The 24,025-nt window shown below is 74.5% G+C and carries 23 protein-coding genes, 1 tRNA gene and 1 pseudogene; 15 read left to right on the forward strand and 10 right to left on the reverse strand.

Annotation, left to right across the window (positions count from 1 at the left end; all coding sequences use genetic code 11):
• The 9 genes and pseudogenes from ACFV04_RS27110 to htpX all read left to right on the forward strand — a co-directional run.
• Positions 1-492, forward strand: a pseudogene (locus tag ACFV04_RS27110) (NADH-quinone oxidoreductase subunit C); the annotation flags it as partial.
• A complete protein-coding gene (gene nuoH / locus ACFV04_RS27115) occupies positions 489-1,448 on the forward strand; it encodes an NADH-quinone oxidoreductase subunit NuoH (RefSeq protein WP_380349345.1) in 960 nt (319 codons plus the stop codon). The pseudogene ACFV04_RS27110 and the gene nuoH, both read left to right, overlap by 4 nt.
• Entirely contained in the window at positions 1,445-2,035 is a 591-nt protein-coding gene (locus ACFV04_RS27120; protein WP_380533127.1) for a NuoI/complex I 23 kDa subunit family protein, read from the forward strand. Before nuoH ends, ACFV04_RS27120 begins: the two co-directional genes overlap by 4 nt.
• Positions 2,032-2,778 carry an NADH-quinone oxidoreductase subunit J gene (locus ACFV04_RS27125; protein ID WP_380349351.1) on the forward strand — a complete coding sequence of 249 codons (747 nt, stop codon included), beginning with the start codon at positions 2,032-2,034 and terminating at the stop codon, positions 2,776-2,778. Before ACFV04_RS27120 ends, ACFV04_RS27125 begins: the two co-directional genes overlap by 4 nt.
• Positions 2,778-3,152 carry an NADH-quinone oxidoreductase subunit NuoK gene (nuoK, locus tag ACFV04_RS27130; protein ID WP_380349353.1) on the forward strand — a complete coding sequence of 125 codons (375 nt, stop codon included), beginning with the start codon at positions 2,778-2,780 and terminating at the stop codon, positions 3,150-3,152. The genes ACFV04_RS27125 and nuoK overlap by 1 nt, the downstream gene beginning before the upstream one ends.
• The gene (locus ACFV04_RS27135) at positions 3,149-5,209 is read left to right on the forward strand and encodes an NADH-quinone oxidoreductase subunit L (protein WP_380349356.1); all 2,061 of its coding nucleotides are present in this window, start codon (positions 3,149-3,151) and stop codon (positions 5,207-5,209) included. The genes nuoK and ACFV04_RS27135 overlap by 4 nt, the downstream gene beginning before the upstream one ends.
• 53 nt (positions 5,210-5,262) lie before the next feature.
• On the forward strand, positions 5,263-6,843 hold the full coding sequence (locus ACFV04_RS27140; protein ID WP_380533131.1) for a NuoM family protein: 1,581 nt from the start codon (positions 5,263-5,265) through the stop codon (positions 6,841-6,843).
• Positions 6,844-6,899: 56 nt separating this feature from the next.
• Positions 6,900-8,471: an NADH-quinone oxidoreductase subunit N gene (locus ACFV04_RS27145; RefSeq protein WP_380533134.1), complete on the forward strand. Its 1,572-nt coding sequence runs from the start codon at positions 6,900-6,902 to the stop codon at positions 8,469-8,471.
• Between the two features lie 277 nt (positions 8,472-8,748).
• Positions 8,749-9,612, forward strand: a complete 864-nt coding sequence (gene htpX, locus ACFV04_RS27150; RefSeq protein ID WP_380349365.1) for a zinc metalloprotease HtpX — start codon at positions 8,749-8,751, stop codon at positions 9,610-9,612.
• A 125-nt stretch (positions 9,613-9,737) separates the two neighbouring features.
• Here the strand turns inward: htpX and ACFV04_RS27155 are convergent, their stop codons facing one another.
• The gene (locus ACFV04_RS27155; RefSeq protein ID WP_380349368.1) at positions 9,738-11,192 is read right to left on the reverse strand and encodes a PLP-dependent aminotransferase family protein; all 1,455 of its coding nucleotides are present in this window, start codon (positions 11,190-11,192) and stop codon (positions 9,738-9,740) included.
• Between ACFV04_RS27155 and ACFV04_RS27160 the strand changes: the two genes are divergently transcribed.
• The 3 genes from ACFV04_RS27160 to ACFV04_RS27170 all read left to right on the forward strand — a co-directional run bounded on the left by ACFV04_RS27160 (position 11,191) and on the right by ACFV04_RS27170 (position 13,686).
• Positions 11,191-12,099 (forward strand): DMT family transporter, encoded by a 909-nt coding sequence (locus ACFV04_RS27160; protein WP_380533139.1) that lies wholly within the window; start codon positions 11,191-11,193, stop codon positions 12,097-12,099. The genes ACFV04_RS27155 and ACFV04_RS27160 overlap by 2 nt on opposite strands.
• Before the next feature lie 201 nt (positions 12,100-12,300).
• Positions 12,301-12,726, forward strand: coding sequence for a BlaI/MecI/CopY family transcriptional regulator (locus ACFV04_RS27165; protein ID WP_380349373.1), 426 nt, complete (start codon positions 12,301-12,303; stop codon positions 12,724-12,726).
• A 3-nt stretch (positions 12,727-12,729) separates the two neighbouring features.
• The gene (locus ACFV04_RS27170; RefSeq protein WP_380349376.1) at positions 12,730-13,686 is read left to right on the forward strand and encodes a M48 family metalloprotease; all 957 of its coding nucleotides are present in this window, start codon (positions 12,730-12,732) and stop codon (positions 13,684-13,686) included.
• Positions 13,687-13,760: 74 nt separating this feature from the next.
• Here the strand turns inward: ACFV04_RS27170 and ACFV04_RS27175 are convergent, their stop codons facing one another.
• Positions 13,761-14,450 carry an FMN-dependent NADH-azoreductase gene (locus ACFV04_RS27175; RefSeq protein ID WP_380349378.1) on the reverse strand — a complete coding sequence of 230 codons (690 nt, stop codon included), beginning with the start codon at positions 14,448-14,450 and terminating at the stop codon, positions 13,761-13,763.
• A gap of 173 nt (positions 14,451-14,623) precedes the next feature.
• Here ACFV04_RS27175 and ACFV04_RS27180 point away from each other — a divergent pair, with 173 nt between their 5' ends.
• Complete coding sequence (locus ACFV04_RS27180) at positions 14,624-15,529, forward strand: sigma-70 family RNA polymerase sigma factor (RefSeq protein ID WP_380533143.1); 906 nt, start codon at positions 14,624-14,626, stop codon at positions 15,527-15,529.
• A gap of 66 nt (positions 15,530-15,595) precedes the next feature.
• Here the strand turns inward: ACFV04_RS27180 and mug are convergent, their stop codons facing one another.
• The 5 genes from mug to ACFV04_RS27205 form a co-directional block, all read right to left on the reverse strand.
• Positions 15,596-16,246 carry a G/U mismatch-specific DNA glycosylase gene (gene mug / locus ACFV04_RS27185; protein ID WP_380533211.1) on the reverse strand — a complete coding sequence of 217 codons (651 nt, stop codon included), beginning with the start codon at positions 16,244-16,246 and terminating at the stop codon, positions 15,596-15,598.
• A gap of 50 nt (positions 16,247-16,296) precedes the next feature.
• A complete protein-coding gene (locus ACFV04_RS27190; protein ID WP_380349387.1) occupies positions 16,297-17,295 on the reverse strand; it encodes a phosphatase PAP2 family protein in 999 nt (332 codons plus the stop codon).
• A 100-nt stretch (positions 17,296-17,395) separates the two neighbouring features.
• Entirely contained in the window at positions 17,396-18,475 is a 1,080-nt protein-coding gene (locus ACFV04_RS27195; protein WP_380349391.1) for a M24 family metallopeptidase, read from the reverse strand.
• Positions 18,476-18,572: 97 nt separating this feature from the next.
• A complete protein-coding gene (locus tag ACFV04_RS27200) occupies positions 18,573-19,925 on the reverse strand; it encodes a dipeptidase (protein ID WP_380533146.1) in 1,353 nt (450 codons plus the stop codon).
• Between the two features lie 50 nt (positions 19,926-19,975).
• Positions 19,976-20,452 carry a hypothetical protein gene (locus tag ACFV04_RS27205; RefSeq protein WP_380533149.1) on the reverse strand — a complete coding sequence of 159 codons (477 nt, stop codon included), beginning with the start codon at positions 20,450-20,452 and terminating at the stop codon, positions 19,976-19,978.
• A gap of 316 nt (positions 20,453-20,768) precedes the next feature.
• Here ACFV04_RS27205 and ACFV04_RS27210 point away from each other — a divergent pair, with 316 nt between their 5' ends.
• A complete protein-coding gene (locus ACFV04_RS27210) occupies positions 20,769-21,275 on the forward strand; it encodes a hypothetical protein (protein WP_380533152.1) in 507 nt (168 codons plus the stop codon).
• Positions 21,276-21,414: 139 nt separating this feature from the next.
• Here the strand turns inward: ACFV04_RS27210 and ACFV04_RS27215 are convergent, their stop codons facing one another.
• Positions 21,415-21,903, reverse strand: a complete 489-nt coding sequence (locus ACFV04_RS27215) for a YajQ family cyclic di-GMP-binding protein (RefSeq protein ID WP_360253100.1) — start codon at positions 21,901-21,903, stop codon at positions 21,415-21,417.
• A gap of 217 nt (positions 21,904-22,120) precedes the next feature.
• Between ACFV04_RS27215 and ACFV04_RS27220 the strand changes: the two genes are divergently transcribed.
• Positions 22,121-22,201, forward strand: a tRNA-Tyr gene (locus tag ACFV04_RS27220).
• Positions 22,202-22,309: 108 nt separating this feature from the next.
• Here the strand turns inward: ACFV04_RS27220 and ACFV04_RS27225 are convergent.
• Both ACFV04_RS27225 and ACFV04_RS27230 read right to left on the reverse strand, forming a co-directional pair.
• The gene (locus tag ACFV04_RS27225; protein WP_380533155.1) at positions 22,310-23,758 is read right to left on the reverse strand and encodes a tyrosine-type recombinase/integrase; all 1,449 of its coding nucleotides are present in this window, start codon (positions 23,756-23,758) and stop codon (positions 22,310-22,312) included.
• Positions 23,758-23,943 (reverse strand): AlpA family transcriptional regulator, encoded by a 186-nt coding sequence (locus tag ACFV04_RS27230; RefSeq protein ID WP_045709131.1) that lies wholly within the window; start codon positions 23,941-23,943, stop codon positions 23,758-23,760. Before ACFV04_RS27230 ends, ACFV04_RS27225 begins: the two co-directional genes overlap by 1 nt.
• Positions 23,944-24,025: the final 82 nt, after the last annotated feature.

Consider the following 24,025-nt stretch of genomic DNA (forward strand, 5'->3'; position numbering starts at 1 on the left):
CGCACGCCCAGGGCGGCCGCGGCCGCCGCCGGTGGTGCCGCAGGTGCCGCCGCCGAGGGCGCGCCCGTGCGGGCCGACCGGCCGCGGCGCACCCGCTCGGTGGCGGAGGGCTCGGCGAGCCAGCCGGCTCCGGGCGCCGAACCCGCCGAGGTGGCGCCCGCCGAGGGTGAACCCGCCCCCGAGGCGACGCCCGCGGTGCGGACGGACCGGCCGCGACGGACCAGGTCGGTCTCCGCCGGATCGGTCAGCCAGACCGCCGACGAGCCCGGGCCGGAGCGTCCGGCCCCCGCCCGGCCCGCGTCCTCCGACGCGCCCTGGCACAACCCGGTGCCGGCCCACGACGCGAAGCCGACGGGCGAAGCGCCCGCTGAGCCGGCAGGTGACGGTCCCGCGGAGCCGACGGGCGAAGCGCCCGCTGAGCCGACGGACCGGCCGGAGCAGAAGGACGACACGGCGGCCGCTCCGGCCGACCGGGACGGAGACGGCGCGTGAACCTGCTCGACACGGTGCTGCGCTGCGTCGCCACCCTCGTCGTCTTCCTGGTGTTCCCGCTGGTCATCGGCCAGACCGAGCACAAGGTCATGGCGCACATGCAGGGCCGGCTCGGCCCGATGTACGCGGGTGGCTTCCACGGCTGGGCACAGCTCGTCGCGGACGGCGTGAAGTTCGCGCAGAAGGAGGACATCGTCCCCGCCGGGGCGGACCGCCGGATCTTCCAGCTGGCGCCCGCCGTCTCGCTGCTGCCGTACCTCTTCGTGCTGCTGGCGATCCCGGTCGGCCCGAACGGCTTCGTCGGCCAGGCGGTGGACGCGGGGCTGTTCTTCGTGCTGGCCGTGCTGGGCGTCGGCGTGATCGGCAAGCTGATGGCCGGCTGGGCCTCGGCGAACAAGTTCTCGCTGCTCGGCGGTCTGCGCACGGCCGCGCAGCTGATGTCGTACGAGCTGCCGATGGTGCTGGCGGCGGCGTCGGTGGCGATGGCCGCCGGCACGCTCTCGCTGCCCGGGATCGTGGACTCCTGGCAGTGGTACTGGCTGCCCTGGCAGGTCATCGGCGCGTTCGTGTTCTTCACGGCCGGCCTGGCCGAGCTGCAGCGCCCGCCGTTCGACATGCCGATCGCCGACTCGGAGATCATCTTCGGCGCGTACACCGAGTACACCGGTCTGCGGTTCGCGCTGTTCCTGCTGTCCGAGTACGTGGGCATCCTCGTGGTGTCCGCGCTGACCGCGGTGCTCTTCCTGGGCGGCTGGCACGGACCGATGGCGGACCAGCTCGGCTGGCTCTGGATGATCCTCAAGACCTTCGCGCTGGCCTTCGTGGTCATCTGGCTGCGGGTCACCTACCCGCGCCTGCGCGAGGACCAGCTGATGCGCTTCGCGTGGGCGGTGCTGATCCCGCTCGCCCTCGTCCAGCTGGCCCTCACCGGCATCATCAAGGTGGCGATCTCATGAGTTTTCTCGGTGCCGGCCTGGCGAAGGGCCTGGCCGTGACGCTGCGGACGATGACGAGGAAGACCGTCACCGCGCAGTACCCCGACGTGCAGCCGGTGCTGCCGCCGCGTTCGCGCGGCGTCATCGCGCTGCTGGAGGAGAACTGCACGGTGTGCATGCTCTGCGCGCGCGAGTGCCCGGACTGGTGCATCTACATCGACTCCCACAAGGAGACGCTGCCCGCCGCCGAGCCGAACGCCCGGGCCCGCACCCGCAACGTGCTGGACCGGTTCGCCATCGACTTCTCGCTCTGCATGTACTGCGGGATCTGCATCGAGGTGTGCCCCTTCGACGCGCTGTTCTGGTCGCCGGAGTTCGAGTACGCCGAGACCGACATCCACGAGCTGACCCACGAACGGGACCGGCTCCGCGAGTGGATGTGGACCGTCCCGGCGCCGCCGGCGCTGGACCCGGCCGCCGAGGACCCCAAGGAGATCGCCACCGCGCGCAAGGCCGCGGACAAGCTGGCGGCGGCCGCTGCCGCCGCCGAGGCCACCGCTGCCGCCGCCGCCGCGCAGGCCCCGGAAGAGAAGGGTGACGACGCATGAGTACCGCCGCCACGCTTCTCGCGGCGACCGGCTCGCTGGAGCCGGCCGCCCGTTCCTTCCTGTCCCCGACCGGCCAGGAGATCGTCTTCCTGCTGGTCGGCATCGCCGTGTTCGGCTCGGCCCTGGTCGCCGTCACCACCAAGCAGCTGGTGCACGCCGCGCTCTGGCTGGTGGTCGCGCTCGGCGGGCTGGCGGTGGAGTTCCTGCTGCTGACGGCCGAGTTCATCGCCTGGGTGCAGGTGCTGATCTACCTCGGCTCGGTGGTCGTGCTGGTGCTGTTCGGGCTGATGCTCACCAAGGCGCCGATCGGGCGCTCACCGGACGCCGACTCCAAGAACCGCTGGGTGGCCCTGGTCGTGGCGCTGGCCTCGGCCGGAACGCTCGTCACGCTGGTCGTCGACGCCTTCCGGACCTCCTGGATCGACCTCGGCGCGGGCGGCGGCTCCGCCGCCGTCACCGGGGCGAGCCTGTTCCGGCACTGGGTGTTGCCCTTCGAGGCGCTGTCCGTGCTGCTGCTGGCGGCGCTGGTCGGCGCGATCGTGCTGTCGCGCGGCGACCAGCGGCGGGTGCCGGTGCCCCGCGCGGCCAAGCTGCGCGCAGGCCGGCCGGTCGGCTCCAACGGGACCGTCGCCGCGACCGCGCCCCGCACCGCTCCCGACCCGGCCGCCGCCCAGGCGACCGCCCCGGGCGCCGCCACTCCGGACGCGGCCGCGCCCGCGCCCTCCGCGTCGGAGGAGAGCTGATGCACCTCGCCTACCCCGTCGTCCTCGCCGCGCTGCTGTTCAGCGTCGGCGTGTACGGCGTGCTCGCCCGGCGCAACGCCGTCCTGGTGCTGATGTCGGTCGAGCTGATGCTCAACGCCGTCAATCTCGACCTGGTCGCCTTCGACGTCTGGCTGCGCGACTCGCTGCACGCCGGGCAGGCGCTCACCCTGTTCACCATCACCATCGCCGCCGCCGAGATCGGGCTGGGGCTGGCCATCGTCCTGCTGCTGTTCCGGGCCCGGGGCACCGCCGACATCGACCGGGCCACCGCGCTCGGCGACCCGGCCGAGCCGTTCGCCACGGACGAGACGCCGGCCGGAGCCGAGGCGCTGAAGGGCCAGGCCGCCGCATGAACCTCGCCCTGCCCGTACTCGTCCCCGCGCTGCCCGCGCTCGGCGCGGCCGCGACCCTGGCCGTCGGGAAGAAGGCGCCCGGGCTGGCCCGGCCGCTGGCGATCGTCCCGGTCGCCGTCTCGGCCGTGCTCGCCCTGGTGGTCGCCCTCCAGCTCGGCACCGGCCAGGCCCTCGACGCGGCCACCCGGCTCACCCCGACCGGCGGCCCCGACATCGCGCTCGCCGTCCACCTGGACGGCTTCAGCTCGCTGATCTCGGTGCTGGTCGGCCTGGTCGCCACGTGCGTCCAGGTCTACTCGACCGCCTACCTCAAGTCGGACCCGCGCTACCCCTCGTACGCGGCGCTGGTCTCGCTGTTCACCGCGGCGATGTTCCTGGTGGTCTACTCGGGCGACCTGATCATGCTGCTGGTCGGCTGGGAGGTCATGGGCATCTGCTCGTACTTCCTGATCGGCCACCACTGGGAGAGCGCGGACGCCCGCTCGGCCTCGCTCAAGGCCTTCCTGGTCACCAAGCTCGGCGACGTGCCGTTCCTGTTCGGGATCTTCCTGCTCGGCGCGGACGCCGGCAGCTTCCGGATCCCCGACGTCCTGGCCGCCGCCACCGAGGGCCGGCTCGGCCACCCGACGCTGATCGCGCTGCTGCTGCTCGCCGGGGTCGCCGGCAAGAGCGCGCAGTTCCCGCTGCACACCTGGCTCCCGGACGCGATGGCCGGCCCGACGCCGGTCTCCGCGCTGATCCACGCCGCCACCATGGTCGCGGCCGGCATCTACCTGGTCGCCCGGCTGCTGCCGGTGTTCCTGCTGTCCGGCGCGGCGCTGGTCGTGCTCGCGGTGATGGCCGCCGTGACGATGATCGGCTCGGCGCTGTGCGCGCTCGCCCAGGACGACCTCAAGCGGGTGCTCGCCTACTCCACCGTCGGCCAGCTCGGCTACATGGCCGGCGCGCTGGCCAGCGGCGACCGCGAGGCCTCCGTCTTCCACCTGGTCAGCCACGGCGCCTTCAAGGCGCTGCTGTTCCTCGCCGCCGGTGTGGTGATCCACGCCGCGCACACCAACTCGATCTCCGCGATGTCCCGGATCCCGGGGCTGCGCAAGCGCGTCCCCGACGCCTACTGGACGATGGGCATCGGCCTGGCCTCCCTGATCGGGCTGCCGCCGCTCTCCGGCTTCTTCAGCAAGGAGGCGGTGCTGACCGCCGCCGAGCACGCCGCCAACGGCGACGCGCTCACCAACGGCCTCGGCCCGTCCTCGGCGGTCCCGGAGGCGGCCGGCTGGATCGTGCTGATCTCCGCCGCCCTCACCGTGCTGCTCACCGCCGCGTACGCGACCCGGATGTTCCTGGTCGCCTTCCACAGCCCGGCCGGCGCCGCCGCCGCCGCACCGCAGGTGCTGCCCGCCACCGACCCGGCCACCGTGGTGGCCGACCACGAGGCGGACGCGCCCTACTCGCCCGAACTGGACGAGGCCGACCCCGGCACCGCCGAGCCGCCCGCGATGCGCTGGCCGCTCTGGGTGCTGGCCGTCCCGACCATGGCCTTCGGCGTCACCGGCCTGCGCTCCGACTGGCTGCCCGCGCTGCTGGACGGCGGCTCGCTGCGGCCCTCCGGGGTCACCGCCGTCACCGGCACCGGGCTCGCCGTGGTCGGCGTGCTCGCGGCGTACGGCGCCTGGCGCTCGGCCACCGCCCGGCTGGGCACCGGCCGGCCGGTCCCGGCCGCCGCCGGCCGGGTGCCCGGGCAGGCCGGGGTCCCGGCCGCCGAGGTGATCGTCGCCGACCCCGGGCGCACCCTGCTCGGCCCGCTGTTCGGCCCGGCCCGGCACGGCTTCGGCGTCGACCGGCTGTACCAGGCGGTGTTCGTCCGGCCCGTGGTCGCCGCGGCCGGGCTGGTCCGCTTCCTCGACCGCGAGGTCATCGAGACCTACGTGCGCGGCAGCGGAGTGGGTGCCAACCTGCTCGGCCGGGCCGTCCGGCTCGCCCAGACCGGCAACGCGCAGACCTACCTCAGCGCCCTGCTGGCCGCCGTCGTCCTGCTGACCGTCCTGGTGGCGGTGTAGCCGGTGCTGTCCTCCACCCCCGCCCCCTCGACCGCCGCACGTAGGAGCCCCCGATGAACGCGGTCCTCATCGCCCTCCTGGTGCTGCCGCTGCTCGGCGCCGCGCTCACCCTGGCCCCCGTGTTCGGGCCGGACCGGGCCGTCGCCGACCGGCGGGCGCTGCGGCTGAACACCGTCGTCACCGGCGCGGTGCTCCTGCTCGCCGTCGCCCTCGCGGCCGGCTTCGACCACGACGAACCCGCCCGGATGCAGGCCACCACCGACGTGGCCTGGATCCCGGCCCTGCACGTGCGCCTCCACCTCGGCGTGGACGGCGTCTCGCTGCCGCTGATCGTGCTGACCGCGCTGCTCACGTTCCTCTGCGCGGTGTACTCGGAGAAGCGGCTGCCGCACGGCGGGGCCCGGGGCGCAGCCCCCGACGGGCCCCGCCCGTCCGCGCAGGCCTTCGTCGGGCTGTTCCTCCTCCTCGAAGTCGGCATGCTCGCCACCTTCGCCGTCCTGGACCTCCTGCTCTTCTTCCTGGCCTTCGAGATCGTCCTGATCCCGATGTACTTCCTGATCGCCCGGTGGGGGAGCGGCGCGAAGGTCCCGGCCGCCAACCGCTTCATCCTCTACACCCTGCTCGGCTCGGCCGTGATGCTGCTCGGCTTCCTGCTGATCGGCAGCAAGACCGGCACCTTCGACATGCAGGCCCTGGCAGCCGCGCACGGCAGCGGAATGAGCCACACCACCCAGGTGGTCGCCGCGCTGGCGATCCTGGTCGGGCTCGCGGTCAAGGCTCCCGCCTGGCCGCTGCACAGCTGGCTCCCCGACGCGCACACCGCGGCCCCGACCGTGGGCTCGGTGCTGCTCGCCGGCGTGCTGCTGAAGATGGGGACGTACGGTCTGGTCCGCGTCCTCCTCCCGGTCGTGCCGGACGGCACCGCCACGCTCGCCCCCTACCTGGGCGCCTTCGCCGCCGTCGGCATCGTCTACGGATCGCTGGCCTGCCTGGCGCTGGCCCGCCCCGGCGCCAAGGGCGACCTGAAGCGCCTGATCGCCTACTCGTCCGTCGGCCACATGGGCTTCGTGCTGCTCGGCATCGCCTCCCTCACCCCGGTGGGCGTCAACGGCGCGCTGTTCGCCAACATCGCCCACGGCCTGGTCACCGGCCTGCTGTTCTTCGTCGTCGGCGCGCTCAAGGACCGCTACGGCACGGCCGACCTCGACACCCTCTCCGGCACCACCGGCGCCGCCCTGTACGGCCGGGCGCCGCGACTCGGCGCGCTGCTCGCCTTCGCCGCCGTCGCCAGCCTCGGCCTCCCCGGGCTGGCCGGCTTCTGGGGCGAGGTGCTCGCCATGTTCGGCGCGTTCGACCCGGCCGCAGGCCTGTCGCGCCCCGCCTTCGTCACCTACATGGTGCTGGCCGGCCTCGGCACCCTCCTCACCGCCGCGTACCTGCTGATCGTGGTCAAGCGCGTCTGCATGGGCGACCCCGAGCAGCCCGCGCCGGTGGCCGAGGTCGCCGACGTGCGCCCGTACGAAGCCGTCAGCTGGATGCCGCTGGCCGCGCTCACCCTGCTGGCCGGCCTCTGGCCCGCGCTGCTGCTCGGCCTCTCGAACCCCGCCGTCAAGCACCTCCTCGGGGGTGGCTGACCGTGCTCGCAGCCCAGACCGCCGCACTCGGACCTCACTCCACGGGGCAGCACACTGTGACCTCCCTCGCCGTAGCCAACCCGGGCAGCCTGATCCAGTCCGTGGACTGGGTGGCGATCGCGCCCCCGCTGATCGCCGCCGTCGCCGCCCTCGCCGTGCTGGTCACGGACCTGTTCCTGCCCGAGCGGCACAAGAAGTGGCTCGGCCGCCTGACCGCGGCCGGACTCGCCCTCGCCCTCATCGCGCTCCTCCCCCTCACCGGTGGGTCACCCCGGGCGACCTTCTGTGTGCAGAACGTAGCAGCGGGTACTGACACCCCGGCCCTCGGCGGCAACGCCGCGGGCGGCTGCTCCTACGTGGCCGACCACTTCGCCCTGGTGTTCCAGCTGCTCGCCCTCGGCGGCGCGCTGATCGCGGCACTGCTGTCGGTCCACACCGTCGACCAGGACAGGCTCCCCCGCGGCGAGTACTGGTTCCTGCTGCTCTCCAGCGCCACCGGCGCCGCCCTGCTGCCCGCCTCCCGCGACCTCGCCACCCTGGTGATCGCCCTGGAGGTCGCCTCGCTTCCCGCCTTCGCCCTGGTCGCGCTGCGCCGGGACGGCCGGGGCGCGGAAGCCGCGCTCAAGTTCTTCGTCTCCTCGGTCACCGCGACCGCCGTGATGCTGCTCGGCATCGGCTTCGTCTACGCGGCGAGCGGCAGCCTGCACCTCGGCGCCGTCGCCCAGGGCCTGGAGCACGCCCCCGGGCAGCTCAAGCCGCTGGCCGAGGCGGGCGCGGTGCTGACCCTGGTCGGCTTCGCGTTCAAGGTCGCCGCCGTCCCCTTCCACTTCTGGGTGCCCGACACCTACACCGGCGCGCCGCTGCCGGTGGCCGGCTACCTCTCGGTCGTCGGCAAGGCGGCCGGCCTCTCCGGGCTCGCGCTCGCCACCACCATCGCCTTCCGGCCGTACGCCCACACCTGGGGCCTGGTGCTCGCGGTCCTGGCCGCCATCACCATGACCGCCGGCAACGTCGGCGCCCTGCGGCAGCGCTTCGACACCCGCTACAGCGCGGTGCGGCTGCTCGCCTGGTCCTCGGTCGGCCAGGCCGGGTACCTGCTGGTGCCGCTCGCCGCCGCCGGGTACGCGTCCACCGGGGCCGACCAGCTGGGCGCCACCGCCGCGTACGCGCTGATCTACGGCGTGGTGAACCTCGGCGCCTTCGGGGTGGTCGCGGCCGTCGGCCGCCGGGCCGGGACCAGCGTGGACGACTTCCGGGGCCTCTTCACCCGCCGCCGCTGGACCGCGCTGGCACTCGCCTTCTTCCTGCTCTGCCTGGCCGGGCTGCCGCCGGGCGTCATCGGCCTGTTCGGCAAGGTCGTGGTGTTCCGCGCGGCCGTCGACGCCGGGCTGGGCTGGCTGGCCGTGGTGATGGCCGCCAACGTGGTCGTCGCCCTGTACTACTACCTGCGCTGGACGGCACTGCTGTTCGACCCGGCCGCGGACCGGGCGGCGGAGCGCGCGGCCGGGGCCGAGGGCAGGCTGCCGGTGAGCCTGACCGCGACGCTCGGGCTCACCGCCTCGGTGGCGGTGGTCCTCTCCGTCGCACCGCAGCTGGTGCTCCAGGTCGTGGGCGGTTCGCTGTTCTGAGCCGCGCCTTCCGGCCGCAGGGCCGGAGGGCCGGAGGGCCCGAGCGGCGGCAGGCGGGCAGGCGGGCAGGCGGGCAGGCGGGCAGGCGCGGCGCGTCTCCGCGGTGGCCCGGTTCGATGGCCCGGAGCGGCGGGCGGGCACGGCGGGTGGGCACGGTGGGCCGGCGCCGCGGTGTCGCGTCGGTCACAAGGGAACAAGGTCCCCGGCCCCACCCGTTGACCGGGCAAGAGGGACGAGGCAGAAAGGGCTTCCCCACCGCATCACTGGAGGGCCTGACGTGCACCGCCGGCACAACGGACTGAGGACCGCCGTCCTGCTCGGCGGCCTCTCGGCGCTGATCCTGGTGATCGGAAGCTTCTTCGGTCGCACCGGCTTCGTGATCGCCCTGCTGATCGCCCTCGGGACCAACGCCTACGCGTACTGGAACAGCGACAGGCTCGCGCTGCGGGCCATGCGGGCCCGCCCGGTCAGCGAGTTCGAGGCGCCCCAGCTGTACCGGATCGTGCGCGAACTCTCCACCGCCGCCCGCCAGCCGATGCCGCGCCTGTACATCTCCCCGACCCCCGCGCCCAACGCCTTCGCCACCGGCCGCAACCCGCGCAACGCGGCGGTCTGCTGCACCGAGGGCATCCTGCGGATCCTGGACGAACGCGAGCTGCGGGGCGTGCTCGGGCACGAGCTGAGCCACGTCTACAACCGGGACATCCTGATCTCCTCGGTCGCCGGGGCGCTCGCCTCGGTCGTGATGTTCCTGGTGAACTTCGCCTGGCTGATCCCGTTCGGCCGCGACGAGGACGACGACGGACCGGGGCTGTTCGGGATGCTCGCCATCATGATCCTCGGACCGCTCGCGGCCGGACTGATCCAGCTGGCGGTCAGCCGCTCCCGCGAGTACCAGGCCGACGCCGACGGCGCCCGGATCACCGGCGACCCGCTCGCCCTCGCCGGCGCCCTCCGCAAGCTCGACGCCGGCACCCGCCGGCTCCCCCTCCCGCCGGAGCCGCAGCTCCAGACGGCGAGCCACATGATGATCGCCAGCCCCTTCCGCCCGGGCGAGGCCGGCGCCAGGCTGTTCTCCACCCATCCCCCGATGGCCGAGCGCATCGCCCGCCTGGAGCGGATGGCGGGGTACCGGCGGTAGCGGTTCCGCCGAGCCGCGGGCCGCGGGTCGCAGGCCGACCTCGACGTCCGTCCGGGGCCGTCCGCGTCCGTCCGGGGCCGTCCGGGGCCGCCCACGTCCGTCCGGGGCCGCCCACGGTCGCCCGCTCAGCCCGTCGTCTCCTCGTACGCCAGGCGGAGGCGGTGGATGCCCTCGGCGACCTGGGCCGGGCTCTCGGCGGCGGCGTAGCTGAGGCGCACGTGCGGGGCCGGGGGTTCGGCGGGGTGGTAGGGGCGCCCGGGGGTGATCTGGACGCCGTTGCGCAGGGCGGCGGCGGCGAGCGCGCCGTCGTCGGTGCCGTTCGGGAGGCGCAGCCACAGGTGGTAGCCGCCGGGGCGGTGGATGGTGAGGAGTCCGGGCAGCTCGCGGTGCAGGGCGGCGACGGCGGCGGTGCGGCGGTCGCGCAGTTCGGCGGCGAGGGTGCGCAGGTGGCGGGCCCAGGCGGGGTCGGCGACCAGTTCCAGCGTCGCCTCCTGGAGCGGCCGGGGCACGAAGAAGCTGTCGACCACCTGGGTGGCCCGCAGTCGGGCCAGGGCCGGGCCGCGGGCGGTGAGGGCACCGACGCGCAGATTGGGGGAGGCGGCCTTGGTGAGCGAGCGCAGGTGCACCACGACCCCGTCCGGGTCGTCGGCGGCGAGCGGGCGCGGCAGCGCGGGCGCGTCGGTGTGGACCAGCAGCCTGGCGAAGTCGTCCTCGATCACGAACGCCCCGGCCGCGCGGGCGATCCGCAGGACCTCCGTCCGCCGCCGGGGTGAGAGCACCGCGCCGGTGGGGTTCTGGAACAGCGGCTGGCAGACGAAGACCCGGGCGCGGGTGGCCGCGAAGGCGTCCGCGAGCAGGTCGGTGCGGACGCCGTCCGCGTCGATCGGGACGGGGACGGGTCGCAGCCCGGCGGCCCGGACGACCGCCAGGGTGCCCGGGTACGTCGGCGACTCCACCAGGACCGGCGAGCCGGGCGCGGCCAGCGAGCGCATGGCGACGGTGAGCCCGCCCTGCCCGCCGGAGGTGATCAGCACGTCCCCGGCGCCGATCGGCCCGCCGTGGCCGCCGATGGCGCGGGCGAACCAGCCGCGCAGTTCGGTGAGGCCGTCGACGGGCGGGCGGTCCCAGGCACCGGGGCGCCGGCCGGCCCGGGCGAGGGCGGCGGCGAGCAGGCGTTCGGGCAGCAGGGTGGCGTGCGGGTAGCCGCTGTTGAGGTCGACGACGTCGGGCGGCGGCACCCGGAGGGTGGCGAACACCGGGGCGGCGACCAGGTCGCGCGGGCCGGATTCGGCGCTGAGCGCGACCTCCTGCCAGGAGAGGTCGCCGGTGCGGCCGGGCGGTGCGGCGGGGGCGGTCGGGGCGGCGGCGAAGGCCGCGGCCCGGAAGACCCCGGCGCCGGGCCGGGAGACCACCAGCCCCTCGGCGACGAGCACCGCGATGGCCCGGGAGACCGTCACCGGGCTGACCTGGTGGCGTTCCGTCAGGGTCCGGCTGGCAGGCAGCTTCCGTCCCTCCGGGTAGCGCTCCACTTCCAGCCGAAGGATGTCGGCCAGTTCGGTGACACTGCTACGCTCGTTCATGACGACACAAGATAGCGCTATCCCCCTCCTGGCGATAGCGCCGAAGCGCGGCGCGGCCTCCGGCACCACCCTCGCCGCCCTCGGGGTGGCCTCTTTCTCGTTGAGCTTCCCGGCCACCGCGTGGTCCCTGACCGGCTTCGGCCCGTGGACCACCACCGGGCTGCGCGGCGTCCTGGCCGGGGCCCTGGCCGCGCTCTACCTGCTGGCCGTCGGCGCCCGGTTGCCGCAACGGCAGCACCGGCCCGCCCTGCTCGTGGTCTCGGGCGGCTGCGTCCTCGGCTTCCCGCTGCTGACCACGCTCGCCCTGCGGACCTCCTCGACCGCCCACTCGGCGGTGGTGATCGGCGTCCTGCCACTGGCCACCGCGGTGGCCGCGGCGCTGCGCACCGGCCGCCGGCCGTCCCGGGCGTTCTGGACGGCGGCACTGGCGGGGGCGGCGGCCGTCCTGGCCTTCACCCTGCTGCAGAGCCACGGCCGGCCGAGCGTCGCCGACCTCTACCTGTTCGTCGGGCTGCTGGTCTGCGCGGCCGGGTACGCGGAGGGTGGGCGGCTCTCGCGGGACCTCCCGGGCGCGCAGGTGATCGCCTGGGCGGTGCTGGTCGCGCTGCCCGTGATGCTGCTGACCTCGGCGTTCGGGCTCGCCACCGAGCCGCTGCGGGTCGGGCCGAAGGCGCTGGTCGGACTGGCGTACGTCGCGGCGGTGTCGCAGTTCGGCGGGTTCGTGCTCTGGTACCGGGGGATGGCCGCGATCGGCGTGCCGAGGGCCAGCCAGCTGCAGCTGGGGCAGCCGCTGTTGACGCTGGTCTGGTCGGTGCTGCTGCTCGGCGAGGAACTGCCGGCCGCCGCGCCGGTCACGGCGGTGGTCGTGCTGGTCTGCATCGCGGTGACCCAGCGGGCCCGGACCTGACCGGGGACCTGCACCCGGGCCCTGGCGACGGCCCGACCGGGAACGGGCGCGGGACCCGTCGGGACCGGCCGGGAGCCGCCGGGAGCCGCCGGCCGTGCGTTCCGGAAGCCCTGCGCTGACCGGTCCGGTCCCGGCCCCCGCTCGTTAGGATGATGCCGTGCCCGTCGGTCCGGGCGCGGCATCCGGAGGGAGTGGGCCGTCATGGCAGACGAGAGGCACGCCCCGGCGGCCGGGGACGCGCCGGCCCGGCGACGCGGCCAGGGCGAACTGGAGGCGCAGGTGCTGGCGGTGCTCCAGCAGGCGCCCGGCCCCGCCACCGCAGGATGGGTCCAGGAACGCCTGGAGGGCGACCTGGCCTACACCACCGTGATGACCATCCTGTCCCGGCTGCACGCCAAGAACGCCGTCTCCCGCTCCCGCTCCGGCCGCTCCTACCTGTGGCAGGCCTCCTCCGACGCCGCCGGGCTGGCGGCGCTGCGGATGCGGCGGATGCTCGACGGGGAGGCGGACCGGGACGCGGTCCTGGCCAGCTTCGTCACCGCGCTGCTGCCGCACGACGAGGAGCTGCTGCGGGCCCTGCTCGACGCCGCGTCCGCCGATCCGGCAGCGACCGACCACAAGAGCTGACCCGTGGGCTTCTTCGTCTTCCTCCCGCTCGTCCTCCCGCTCACCGCGGTTCCGATCGCACGCCTGACCGAGCAGCACCTGCACCCGCGCGGTGCGGCCCGGCTGATGACCGCGATCAGCGCGGTGATGGCGGTCTGCAGCGTGCTCTGCCTCGGGCTGATCGGCGTGGTGGGCACCGCGCAGATCCCCGGCAACCCGCTGCCGGACAGCTGGTCCGACCCGGAGGTGCGGGCCGCGCTGCCGTACCACGAGACGGTCGGGACGGCTGCGATGTGGCTGCTGGCACTGGTGGGCTTCGCGTGCGCGCGCACGGTCGTGCGACACCTGCGGGTGCGCGCCCGGGCCCGCCGGGCGCTCACCGGGCTGCCGTCCGGCACCGGGTCGTCCGGTGACCTCGCGGTGCTGCCGGACCGCAGCCCGTACGCCTACGCGCTGCCGGGCTCGCCCGGCCGGGTGGTGGTCTCCACCGGGATGCTAGACGGCCTGGCGGCGGACGAGCGGGAGGCGCTGCTCGCGCACGAGCGGGCGCACCTGCGCCACCGTCACCACCGGTACCTGCTGACCACCCAGCTCGCCGCCTGCGTCAACCCCTTCCTGAGGCCGCTGCAGTACGCGGTGGCGTACAGCGCGGAACGCTGGGCGGACGAGGACTCGGCGCAGGCCGTGGGGGACCGCCGGATCACCGCGCGGGCGGTGGCCCGGGCGGCCCTGGTCTCGCACGCCGCCCCGGCGCCCGGCTTCGCGGCCTTCGCCGCGCCGACCGCGGCGGCCGGCCCGGTGCCGCGCCGGGTCGCCGCGCTGCTCGGCCCGGTGCCGACCTCCCGCAACTGGCCGCCGGCCAAGACCCCGGCGGGCCTGGCGGCGATGGTCGCCGCGGTCGGTACGGCGGCGTCGGCGCTGTGCGCGCTCAACGCGGCCGTGGCCCTGCTGGTGGTGCTGAAGGCCGTCACCCCGCTGTAGGTCCTGTCCGGCCGATCCTGCCGGACAGGACCCAGCGCCGGACGGCGGGCGCGGCTCGGCGCACCGGGCGCGGCTCAGAGCAGGGCGGCCAGTTCGTCGACGGCGGTGCCGGCCGCCGCCAGCGACTCGGCGGCGAGCGGCTCCAGCCCGTTCAGCGCGGGGACGTCCGCGGCCCGGGTGAGTTCGGCGGTGACGACGTGCAGGTGCTCCGCCGCGATCCCGAGGTTGCCGAAGTACGCCCGCAGGTAAGGGAGCTGGAAGTCGAAGTGCTCGCGCGGGGTGCCCGGCCCGTAGCCGCCGCCGCGGACGGCGACGACCACCACGCGGGTGTCGCGCAGCAGCCGCTCGCCGGTGTCCGGGTCGAGGTAGGCGCCGGGGAACGAGACCCGGTCGATCCAGGCCTTGAGACCGGTGGAGACGGTGAAGTTGTACATCGGGCTGCCGAGCAGCAGGGTGTCGGCGGTCCGCAGTTCGTCGATCAGCGGACGGCTCAGCGCCCACTCGCGGGTCTCGTCCGGGCCGTCGGCGAGCGTCGCGACGTCCTGCAGCGGGAGTGGGCCCTTGTGCTCGGCCCGACGGCCGAGGGCGTCGTAGGCGGCGCGCACCGCGGGGACCGGATCGGCGGCGAGGTCGCGGTACCGGTACCGGGCGGTGCGGCCGTGCCGGGCGCGCCAGGCGGTGGCGAAGCGGTCGGTCAGGGCGCGGCTGACGGAGCCGGCCGGGCTGATGCTGGAGTCCAGGTGGAGCAGCGTGGCGGAGGTCATGGCGGTCTCCCGGTCACCTCGGAGGAGGACGGATCGTCATAGCGGTGACGAGCCGGGCCGAGGAAAGGTGACCGATGGACCGGGACGGGATTTCGGGGGCGTCGGCCGGCAGGGCGACGCACGACGGGACGACGCACGACGGGACGGCAGCCGACGGGGCGACGCACGACGGGATGACAGCCGACGGCGTGCCGACCGGAGGGGAGGCGACGGCCGAGCGGACGGCGGTGCGCTTCGAGGCCGAGCGCGGCCGGCTGCGGGCGGTCGCCCAGCGGATGCTCGGGTCGACCGGCGAGGCCGAGGACGCCGTGCAGGAGGCCTGGCTGCGGCTGGTCCGGACCGACCCGGCCGAGATCGACAACCTGCCCGGCTGGCTGACCACCGTGGTCTCCCGGATCTGCCTGGACCTGCTGCGGGCCCGCGCCGCGCGCCGAGAGGAGGCGACCGGCGACGCACTGCCGGACGCGGCGGGCGCCGGCGCCGACCCGGAGCGGGAGGCGCTGCTGGTCGAGTCGGTGGGCCGGGCGCTGCTCGTGGTGCTGGACCGGCTGGGCCCGGCCGAGCGGGTCGCCTTCGTGCTGCACGACGGCTTCGCCGTGCCCTTCGAGCAGATCGCGCCGATCGTCGGGCGGACCCCGGTGGCCGCCAAGAAGCTGGCCAGCCGGGCCCGGCAGCGGGTGCGGGGCACGGCCGCGCTGCCACCGGAGCCGCTGGCCGGGCACCGGCGGGTGGTGGAGGCCTTCCTGGCCGCCGCCCGGGACGGGGACCTGGCCGGGCTGCTGGCCGTCCTGGCCCCGGACGTGGTGCGCCGGGCCGACCCGGCCGCGCTGCCGCCCGGCCGGTCCCCGGTGGCCCGCGGCGCGGCGACGGTCGCCCGGGAGACCACGGTCCTCGGCCGCCGGGCCCGCCACGGCGCGGTGGCCCTGGTGGACGGGGTGCCCGGCATCCTGATCGCCCCGGGCGGGCGGTTGTGGCTGGCGCTGCGGGTGGCGGTCGCGGACGGCCGGGTGAGCGGCTACGAGGTGGTCGCCGACCCGGCCCGGCTCGCCGCCCTCGACCTGGCCGTGCTGCCGGGGTGACCCCGGGGCGTGCCCGCCCGGCCGTTCCGTCGGGTACGTCACCGCGCCCGAGCCGGCCACGACGGCTCAGCCGTCGACGGGCCCGCCCCCGCCACCGTCACCGCCACTGCCACCGTCGACGGGCCCGTCGGCGGCGGGCCCGTTTCCGACGGCCTCCCGCAGCGTGCGGAACTCCCCGGCCAGCGCGTCCAGCGTGTAGTGCGCGTTGAGGCCGCTGGGGTTGGGCAGCACCCACACCTCGGTGTCGCCGATGCGTTCCGGCTGGCGCCCGATCGCGGCCCGCCGCTGCCCGAAGGCCGTCCGGTAGGCGCCGATGCCGAGCACCGCCAGGACCCGGGGGCGGAGCCGCAGCACCCGGGCGCGGAGCGCGGCGCCGCCCTCGCGCAGTTCCTCGGCGGTCAGTTCGTCCGCCTTGGCGGTGGTGCGCGGGGCGACGTTGGTGATGCCCAGGCCGAGCGCGAGCAGTTGCTCCTGCTCGTCCGGGCGGTACTGGTGCCCGGTGAAGCCGGAGCGGTGCAGGGCGGGCCAGAAGCGGTTGCCGGGCCGGGCGAAGTGGTGACCGGTGGCGCCGGACCACAGGCCCGGGTTGATGCCGCAGAACAGCACCCGCAGTCCGGGCCCGGCGACGTCCGGGATGGTGGTGTCCTTGGCGGCCAGCAACTGTTCGGCGGTCGGCTTCACCGGTCCGGTCGGCTTCACCGGTACGGCCGGTTTCACCGGTGCGTGCGGCTGCGTGGGTGCGGGCGGCTTCGTCGGCGGGTGAGGCTTCACCCGGCCAAGTCTGCCGTGCCCCGTGCCGCCGCCGTGCGCCGGTCGCGCAGCCACCGCAGGCCGAAGACCACCACGGCCGCGTACGCCCAGCCGACGAAGACGTCGATGATGAAGTGCTCCGCGCCGTAGACCAGGGTGAACGTCATCGCGAGCGGATAGGCGATCAGGACCGCCCGCAGCCAGGGCCGGGCGGTCGGCCAGAAGAAGAACAGCAGCATCGCCGGGTAGGCGGAGTGCAGCGAGGGCATCGCGGCGACGTCGTTGGCGAACTGGCTGCCGTTCTCCAGCAGCGAGTCGGCCTGCGGCAGCCCGCTGGCCGAGATGACCTCCCAGACCACCCGGGACAGGTGCGGCAGGTTGCCCTCCTGGGCGACCAGCCACGGCGGGTCGGCCGGGTAGAGCAGGTAGGTGGCGAAGCCCGCGAAGGTGAGCGTCAGGTAGCAGGCGAGCAACTGTCGGAACCGGTGGTGGGCGCGTCGCCAGAGCACGGCGAGCAGGAGGAAGACCACGAAGAAGTGCGAGAGGTAGACGCCCACCGCCGCGTAGTCGTACCAGTGCGGCGAGCCCGGGGTGTAGAGGGCGTGCTGGAGCCGGACGGTCCAGGTCTCGCCGAAGCCGAGCACCTCGTCGAAGCGCAGCTGCGGCAGCCAGTGCGGGGCCCACGGGGTGTGCGCGCCGTAGCCGCGCAGCAGCGAGTACGCCCACACCACGGCCATCACCGGCACCCAGTCGCGCAGCACCAGGAGGAAGCCGCGGCGGCCGTGCCCGCTGTGGGCGGCGGCGGTGAGCAGGGCACCGATCAGCCAGAGGAACAGCACGTCGTTGGCGGCCGGGATGCCCTCGACGCTCAGGAACCGGACGAGGCCGGTCAGGTAGAGCGGCCACGCCAGGAAGCGGAGTCTCGACCAGCCCGTCACGCGGGGGCGGGGTGGAGGCACCGGGCGCGGCTGTTCGGCCCGCACGGGGGGCGGGGCCGGGCGGAGGGTCTTGGTCATGCGCACTGAAACTAGCAACCCAAACTTGGAGGACTCTGGGTGGAGTATGACCGGACCGTAAGAACGCGGGATCCGGCCGGCGTCGTTCCGGGCGTCGAGCTCACGCGACGATGCCCAGTTCGTGCGGGGTGTTGTTGAAACGGCGGCCACCGGTCGGGGTGACGGTGACGATGTCCTCGATCCGCACCCCGAACCGGCCGGGCAGGTAGATCCCGGGCTCGATCGAGAAGCACATCCCGGGCACCAGCGGCCGCTCCTCGCCCTCCACCAGGTACGGCGGTTCGTGCGTGGTGGTGCCGATGCCGTGGCCGGTGCGGTGGATGAAGTACTCGCCGTAGCCGCCCTCGGTGATCACCCGGCGGGCGATCCGGTCGATCTCCTGGCAGCTCACCCCGGGGCGGACCGCCTCGAAGGCGGTCTGCTGGGCGAGCCGGACCAGGTCGTGCACCGTTCGCACCTCGGCGGGGACGTCCGGGCCGACGTGCACCGTCCGGGTGGTGTCGGAGCCGTAGCCGTCCTTGAGGCCGCCGAAGTCCAGCACCACGGTGTCACCCGGTCGGATGACCCGGTCACCGGCCTCGTGGTGCGGGTCGGCGCCGTTGGGGCCGGAGCCGACCACGGTGAAGTCGACCTGGCTGTGTCCGTACTGGATGAGCAGCGCGCCCAGGTCGGCGGCCACGTCGGTCTCCCGGCGGCCGGCGAAAACGACGTCCAGGATCCTGCGGTAGGCGGCGTCCGCGGCTCCGCCGGCCGCCGCCAGGCGGTCCAGTTCCTCGGTGTCCTTGACCGCGCGCAGCATCGGCAGGGTCTCGGTGAGCGAGGTGAACGAGGCGCCGGGCAGCGCGGCCTGGAAGCCGAGCAGGTGCATCGCCCAGGCGTTGTCGGAGACGCCGTAGCGTCCGGCCGGGTCGAGCAGCGGGCCGGCGGTGGCGAACGGGTCCTCGCCGTCGGACCAGTCGAGCATCCGGACGGCTCCGGCGCCGACCGCCTTCGCGGCGTCCGGGCGCTCCAACCTGGGCACCACCAGGGCGGGTTCGCGCCCGGAGGTGAGGACGAGGGCGGTCAGCCGTTCGGTGATCGCGGTGGGCGTATAGCCGCACAGGTAGGCCAGGTCGGGGCCGGGGGCGATGACCAGGCCGGCCAGCCCGGCGGCGGTCGCCTCGGCGGCGGCCCGGGCCATCCGGGCGGTGTAGTCCTCGACGGTGAACGGTCGTGGCACGGCGCTTCCTCCTCTGGGGCGGACGGGCTCTGCTGGGACTCATACTCCTCGGATTCCCTCAGCGCCTCCCCGCGTTCGCGAAGTGCCGCAGGAACGATGCCTCGACCCGCGCCATGCGGGCGATCTCGTCCGGGTCGACGCTCTCGTTCGGTGCGTGGATCAGGCAGCGCGGCTCCTCGACGCCCATCAGGACGATCTCCGCGTCGGGGTAGGCGGCGGCCAGGACGGGGCAGAGCGGGATCGAGCCGCCCTGGCCGAGGAAGGTCATCGGCGTGCCGTAGACCTCCCGCATCGCCCGGTCGAGCGCGGCGTACGCGGGCCCGCCGGTGTCGGCCCGGAAGGCCGCACCGGTGCCCTCCCGTTCGACGTCCACCCGTACGCCCCAGGGGGCGGCGGCCAGCAGGTGCGCGACCAGCGCGTCCTGGGCGGTACGGGCGTCGGTGCCGGGCGGCACCCGCAGGCTGACCCGGGCCCGGGCGGCGGCCGGGACGGCAGCGGCCGAGCCGACCACGGGCGGGCAGTCGATGCCGAGCACGGTGACGGCGGGGCGGGCCCACAGCCGGTCCGCCACCGTGCCGGAGCCGGTCAGCCGGACTCCGTCCAGGACGCCGGCGTCGGCGCGGAAGGAGTCCTCGTCGTAGCCGGCGCCGCTCCAGCCGCCGTCGTCGTCCAGGCCGTCGATCCGGGTGCCGCCGTCCGCGTCGCGCAACGAGTCCAGGATCCGGATCAGCGCGGCCAGGGCGTCCGGGGCGGGGCCGCCGAACATGCCGGAGTGCACGTCCCCGGCCAGGGTGGAGACGGTGACCACGACGTCGGCGAGGCCGCGCAGCGAGGTGGTGGCGGTCGGGACGCCGACGGCGGAGTTGCCGGTGTCGCAGATCAGCAGGGCGTCCGCGTGCAACTCCCCGGCGTGCGGCGGCAGGTAGCGTTCCAGGCCGCCGGTGCCCTGTTCCTCGGAGCCCTCGACGAGCAGCTTGAGGCCGACCGGCACGTCCTCGCCGAGCGCGCGCAGCGCGGTGAGGTGCATGACGATGTTGCCCTTGCAGTCGGCGGCGCCGCGGCCGTACCAGCGGCCGTCGCGTTCGGTGAGTTCGAACGGCGGGGAGTGCCAGGCGGCTTCGTCCAGCGGGGGCTGGACGTCGTAGTGGGCGTAGAGCAGCACGGTCGGGGCGCCGGGCGGCGGCGGACGGTGACCGATCACGGCGTGGCTGCCGTCCGGGGTCTCCTCCAGGTGGACGTCGCGCAGGCCGGTCTCGGCGAAGGCGGCGGCGACCCACGAGGCGGCGCGCAGGCAGTGCTCGGGCGGGTACTGCCGGGGGTCGGCGACGGACGGGATGGCCACCAGCTCGGCCAGGTCGGCCCGCGCGCGGGGCATCAACCCGGCTATCAGGCCGTCGAGTTCGTCGGTCATGCGGTGGCTCCCTGGGTCGGCTGCGGACGGTCCCGTCGGCGGGCGGGTGACTACGCCGGGCGCCCCTCGGGTCCGTGCCGACGGTCCGCCGGCCCTGCGTCCGGTGGGCGGTCCGCGCCCGGTCGGCCGCCCGCGGACGGCCCGTGGTGCCCGTCCGGCCCGTGGTCCGCGTCCGGTGGGCACCGACCCGGCCGGCGCCGCCGCAGGAGGAGGCGCGGGACGGGCGGTCCGGGGGCGCGGACCGGCACCGGCGCCGGGGCCCGGTGGCCGTGCGGGTGGTCCGGCCGGTGGACGACCGGGCGGACCCGCGTGGTGGTCGCCGGGAGGATCCGGTGCGCGCCGGAGACGAGCGGCACCGGCACGAACAGCAGGGTGGCGAGGGTGGCGATCACGCTCAGGACCGGCCGGTCGGACGGCACCACCCAGCCGGTCGCCGACGCGGCCAGGACGAAGATCACCGGCACCGGGCCCGCCGGGGCCCCGGCCGGGGTGCCCCGGCCGGGTGGGGGCGCGTGCGTGGAACTCATGCGGTCCTCCTCCGGTACGGCCCCGGTCGACTGCGGTCGGTGGCGATCGGCCGTGGCCGGCGCCGCCCGGTGGCGGGCTGCCGGTCGGCGCGGGGGACCGGGAGAGGGGGCCCGGTGCAGGCCGTACCCGGTCAGTCCACCCGGGGACCGGGGCCACCGCATGCGGCACGCACCCGAGTGGGTGACCGGCCGCGGCCCCGGGGCGTACGCGTCGGGGCACCTCTTGACGGTGCTCAGTCTGCTCTACGGTCTCCGACCGGGCACGGAATCATAAATTCCGGGCCGACTGTCGGTGCGGTGAGACACCATGTCCGGCATGTCCTACGAACTCCAAGCGCTGATAGGAACATTGGAGCTGCTGCGGGTGGCGGCGGCGGAGGTTCCGGCGGCCCGGGTGGTGCCGCTGGCGCAGGGGCTGGCGCTGATTCCGGTCACCTCCGGCGTCCTCGCCGCGCTCCAGGGCGACGGCAGCGTGCGGAAGCCCGGTGGCGGCTCCGGGTTCAGCTGGTACTCCGACGGTTTCGAACTCCGGCTGGCCGCCTGGTCGAAGGCCGGCCCGCTCGCCTGCGTCGAGGCCGAGTACTACGGCGGCAGCGGCATGCAGCGCGCCGCGGTCTGGGAGGACGGCCGGGTCGTCCTCGGCCCGCTCGCCGTCGGCGAGTTCGAGCCCGTGCCGCCGGAGGGCGCCCCGATCTCCCGGGCCCTGCGGCGGATCGGCGCGCGCACCGAGGAGGGGCGCTCGGACGAGTTCGACTCGATCGGCCTGGGCGCGTACCGCAGCACCGGCAGCTGGGTCGGGACGGACCGGGTCGGTGTCGACTGAGCCGACGGTCGGGCGGCCGGGGGCTGCGTACCGGCCCCCGTGATGCGGGCGGCCCCGCTCCCGAACCGGGGAGCGGGGCCGTGCCGTCGGTCCCGCAGGCCGTGGGCCTGCGGGGGCCGAGGTCAGTCGTGGTCCGCGGTCAGCGGTAGTTCACGTACTGGATCGCGAAGTCCAGGTCCTTGCCCTTGAGCAGGGCCTGGACGGCCTGGAGGTCGTCGCGGCTCTTCGAGCTGACGCGCAGCTCGTCGCCCTGGACCTGGGCCTTGACGCCCTTCGGGCCCTCGTCACGGATGATCTTCGCGACCTTCTTCGCGTCCTCCGTGGTGATGCCCTCCTTGATGTTCGCGAAGATCTTGTACTCCTTGCCGGAGAGCTGCGGCTCCGCGGCGTCCAGAGCCTTCAGCGACAGGCCGCGCTTGACGAACTTCGTCTGCAGCACGTCGAGGATGGCGCGCACGCGCTCCTCGCCGTTGGCCTTCATCTCGATCTTCTCGCCGGAGCGGCTGATCTCGCCGCCCACGCCCTTGAAGTCGAAGCGCGTCGCGATCTCGCGGGAGGTCTGGTTGATCGCATTGTCGACCTCCTGCCACTCGACCTTCGAGACGATGTCGAAACTGGAGTCGGCCATGGGTGTTGGTCTCCTTGATGCTCTGGCTTCACTGGCACGGCCCGCCCCACCGGGCGTCCGCCGCCCCAGCCTATCCAGCGCCGCCCCGCCCTCGCCCGCGGCAACCGCGTGCCGTTCCTTGATCATCGCGTGGTCTATCGAGTGGCGGAGCACCCCCCGGCATCGGGTATGGTTTACCACGTCGAACGGGGCGAACACCCCGGAAGACGAACATCCTGGCTGGTTGCCCGAGCGGCCAAAGGGAGCAGACTGTAAATCTGTCGCGCAAGCTACGCAGGTTCGAACCCTGCACCAGCCACAGGATAGAAAACAGCCCCTGATCTGCGGAAACGCAGATCAGGGGCTGTTTCGTTGTGCTCGAACACGCGGCTACATCGGGTGGCCGTTATGGGTGGTTTGTCTCACTTCATTCCGCCCGAATCCCGCTCCTGACCAGCGGTTCCGGACCAGGTGCGGACCAAACTCGGGAGCCCCCCGGCGCCGCCCGCCGCTGGAGCCGTTCGGTGATGAGCTGGTTCGCGTGGTCCTCGTCACCATGGATGCACTTCGCGTAGACCCGTAGCAGGACGGCGATGCTGTGCCCCGCCCGCCGGGCGCACTCGGCCACCGGTACGCCAGAGGCCAGCCAGAGCGAGATCCCGGCGTGCCGGGCGTCGTACGGGCGCTTGGCGAGCGGGGTGGCCCGCTCGTTCTCGCTGAACACCTCGGCCCGCGCGGCGGCCCACACGACGCCGTAGCCGCTCTCCTGCACCATCCCGTTCCGGAAGGTCCGGAACAGCCGGCCGTCCGGCGCCGTGCCGTACAGCTCGATGTGCTCGCGCAGCAGCTTCACCAGTTCGGGCGGAATCGGCACCGGACGGGTGGCTGTCTCAGCCCGGTGCTTGAGCCCCCGGGGGTCGTGGGACTCCCCGCTGTCCGTCCAGGACGACCCGACACGGGGGCTGTTCCCGTTGAGGTTGAGCTTGCCCCAGCCCTCCGCCGGCAGGACGCACCGGTCCTTCCGCAGGTGCACGACCTCGCCCGGGCGCATGCCCGCGTAGTACATGCAGCCGAAGAACCCCACCAGCCGTGGCCCGCGCCGCCCCTGCCGGCCGACCGCCTCCAGCATCGCGGCGGCCTGCTCGGGACTCATGACGTACTCCGGGTCGAGCTCCTCCTCGGCCCGGGGCGGCTGCCACTGCACGGACGGCAGCGGATTGGCCGTCAGCAGGCCGTCCTCGACGGCCCGGTCCACGACGTGGCCCAGAATCCGCCGCTTCCGCAGCGTCGTCGAGGCCGCGGCCCGGGTTCCGTCCAGCTTCACCGAAAGGGCGGCGAGCAGGCGCCGGACCATCCTCGGCTGCTCCAGTTCCGAGACGTTCACGGAGTTCCGTGCCACCCAGGCGAGTGCCTTGGCGACCTCCACCGGCGGCTCGTCGGTCCACCGGTTCACGTTGAAGGCCCAGCCGTACAACGCCCGCCGTACGACCCGCTTGTCCGGCATGCCGGCCTTGCTCCCGACCAGCTCGAAGGTGACGCTTGCCAGAGCGTCGGCCCACGTCGTCCGGGTCTTCGCCGGGGCACCGTCCCACCGGGCCTCGACGTAGTTCCGCCCGTGCTGGTACCAGGTGACGGCCTTCTCATCCTCCTTGAGCTTGCGCAGCTCCGAGAGGGGGAGACCCGTCTCCGTGTCGAAGGGCTCGTGCGAGGCCGCCGCGATGAGCAGTTCGGCCTTCCGGCCGTCCGCCTGGGTCTTCGTGAGGTAGGACTCGGAGAACTCCAGGGCGCCGTTGACGGTCCATCGCACCATCCACGGCCTGCGGCGGTTGGGCCGGTGGCGGTGTTCCCAGAAGGTGACCCTGTAGGAGGTGGCCATCAGGCGGCGACCTCGCAGGCGTCGAGCCAGGCGTTCAGATCGGCCCGGTCGACTCGGACCTGGCCGTTGGGGAGCTTGATGAGGCGCGGGGCCTTGCCGCGGGCGCGCATCCGGTAGAAGGCGGCACGGGACATGCCGAGTTCGGCGAGCACGACGGGGAGCTTGAGCAGTTCGCGCTTGGGCATGGCGAAGTCTCCTGCTGTGGGTCTGGGTTGATGGCTGCGGCGTGTTGCGGGCCCTCTCGCGGGCGGGCGCGGAGGGTGGAGA

The organism is Kitasatospora sp. NPDC059599 (genome assembly GCF_042735125.1).
GTDB lineage: Bacteria > Actinomycetota > Actinomycetes > Streptomycetales > Streptomycetaceae > Kitasatospora.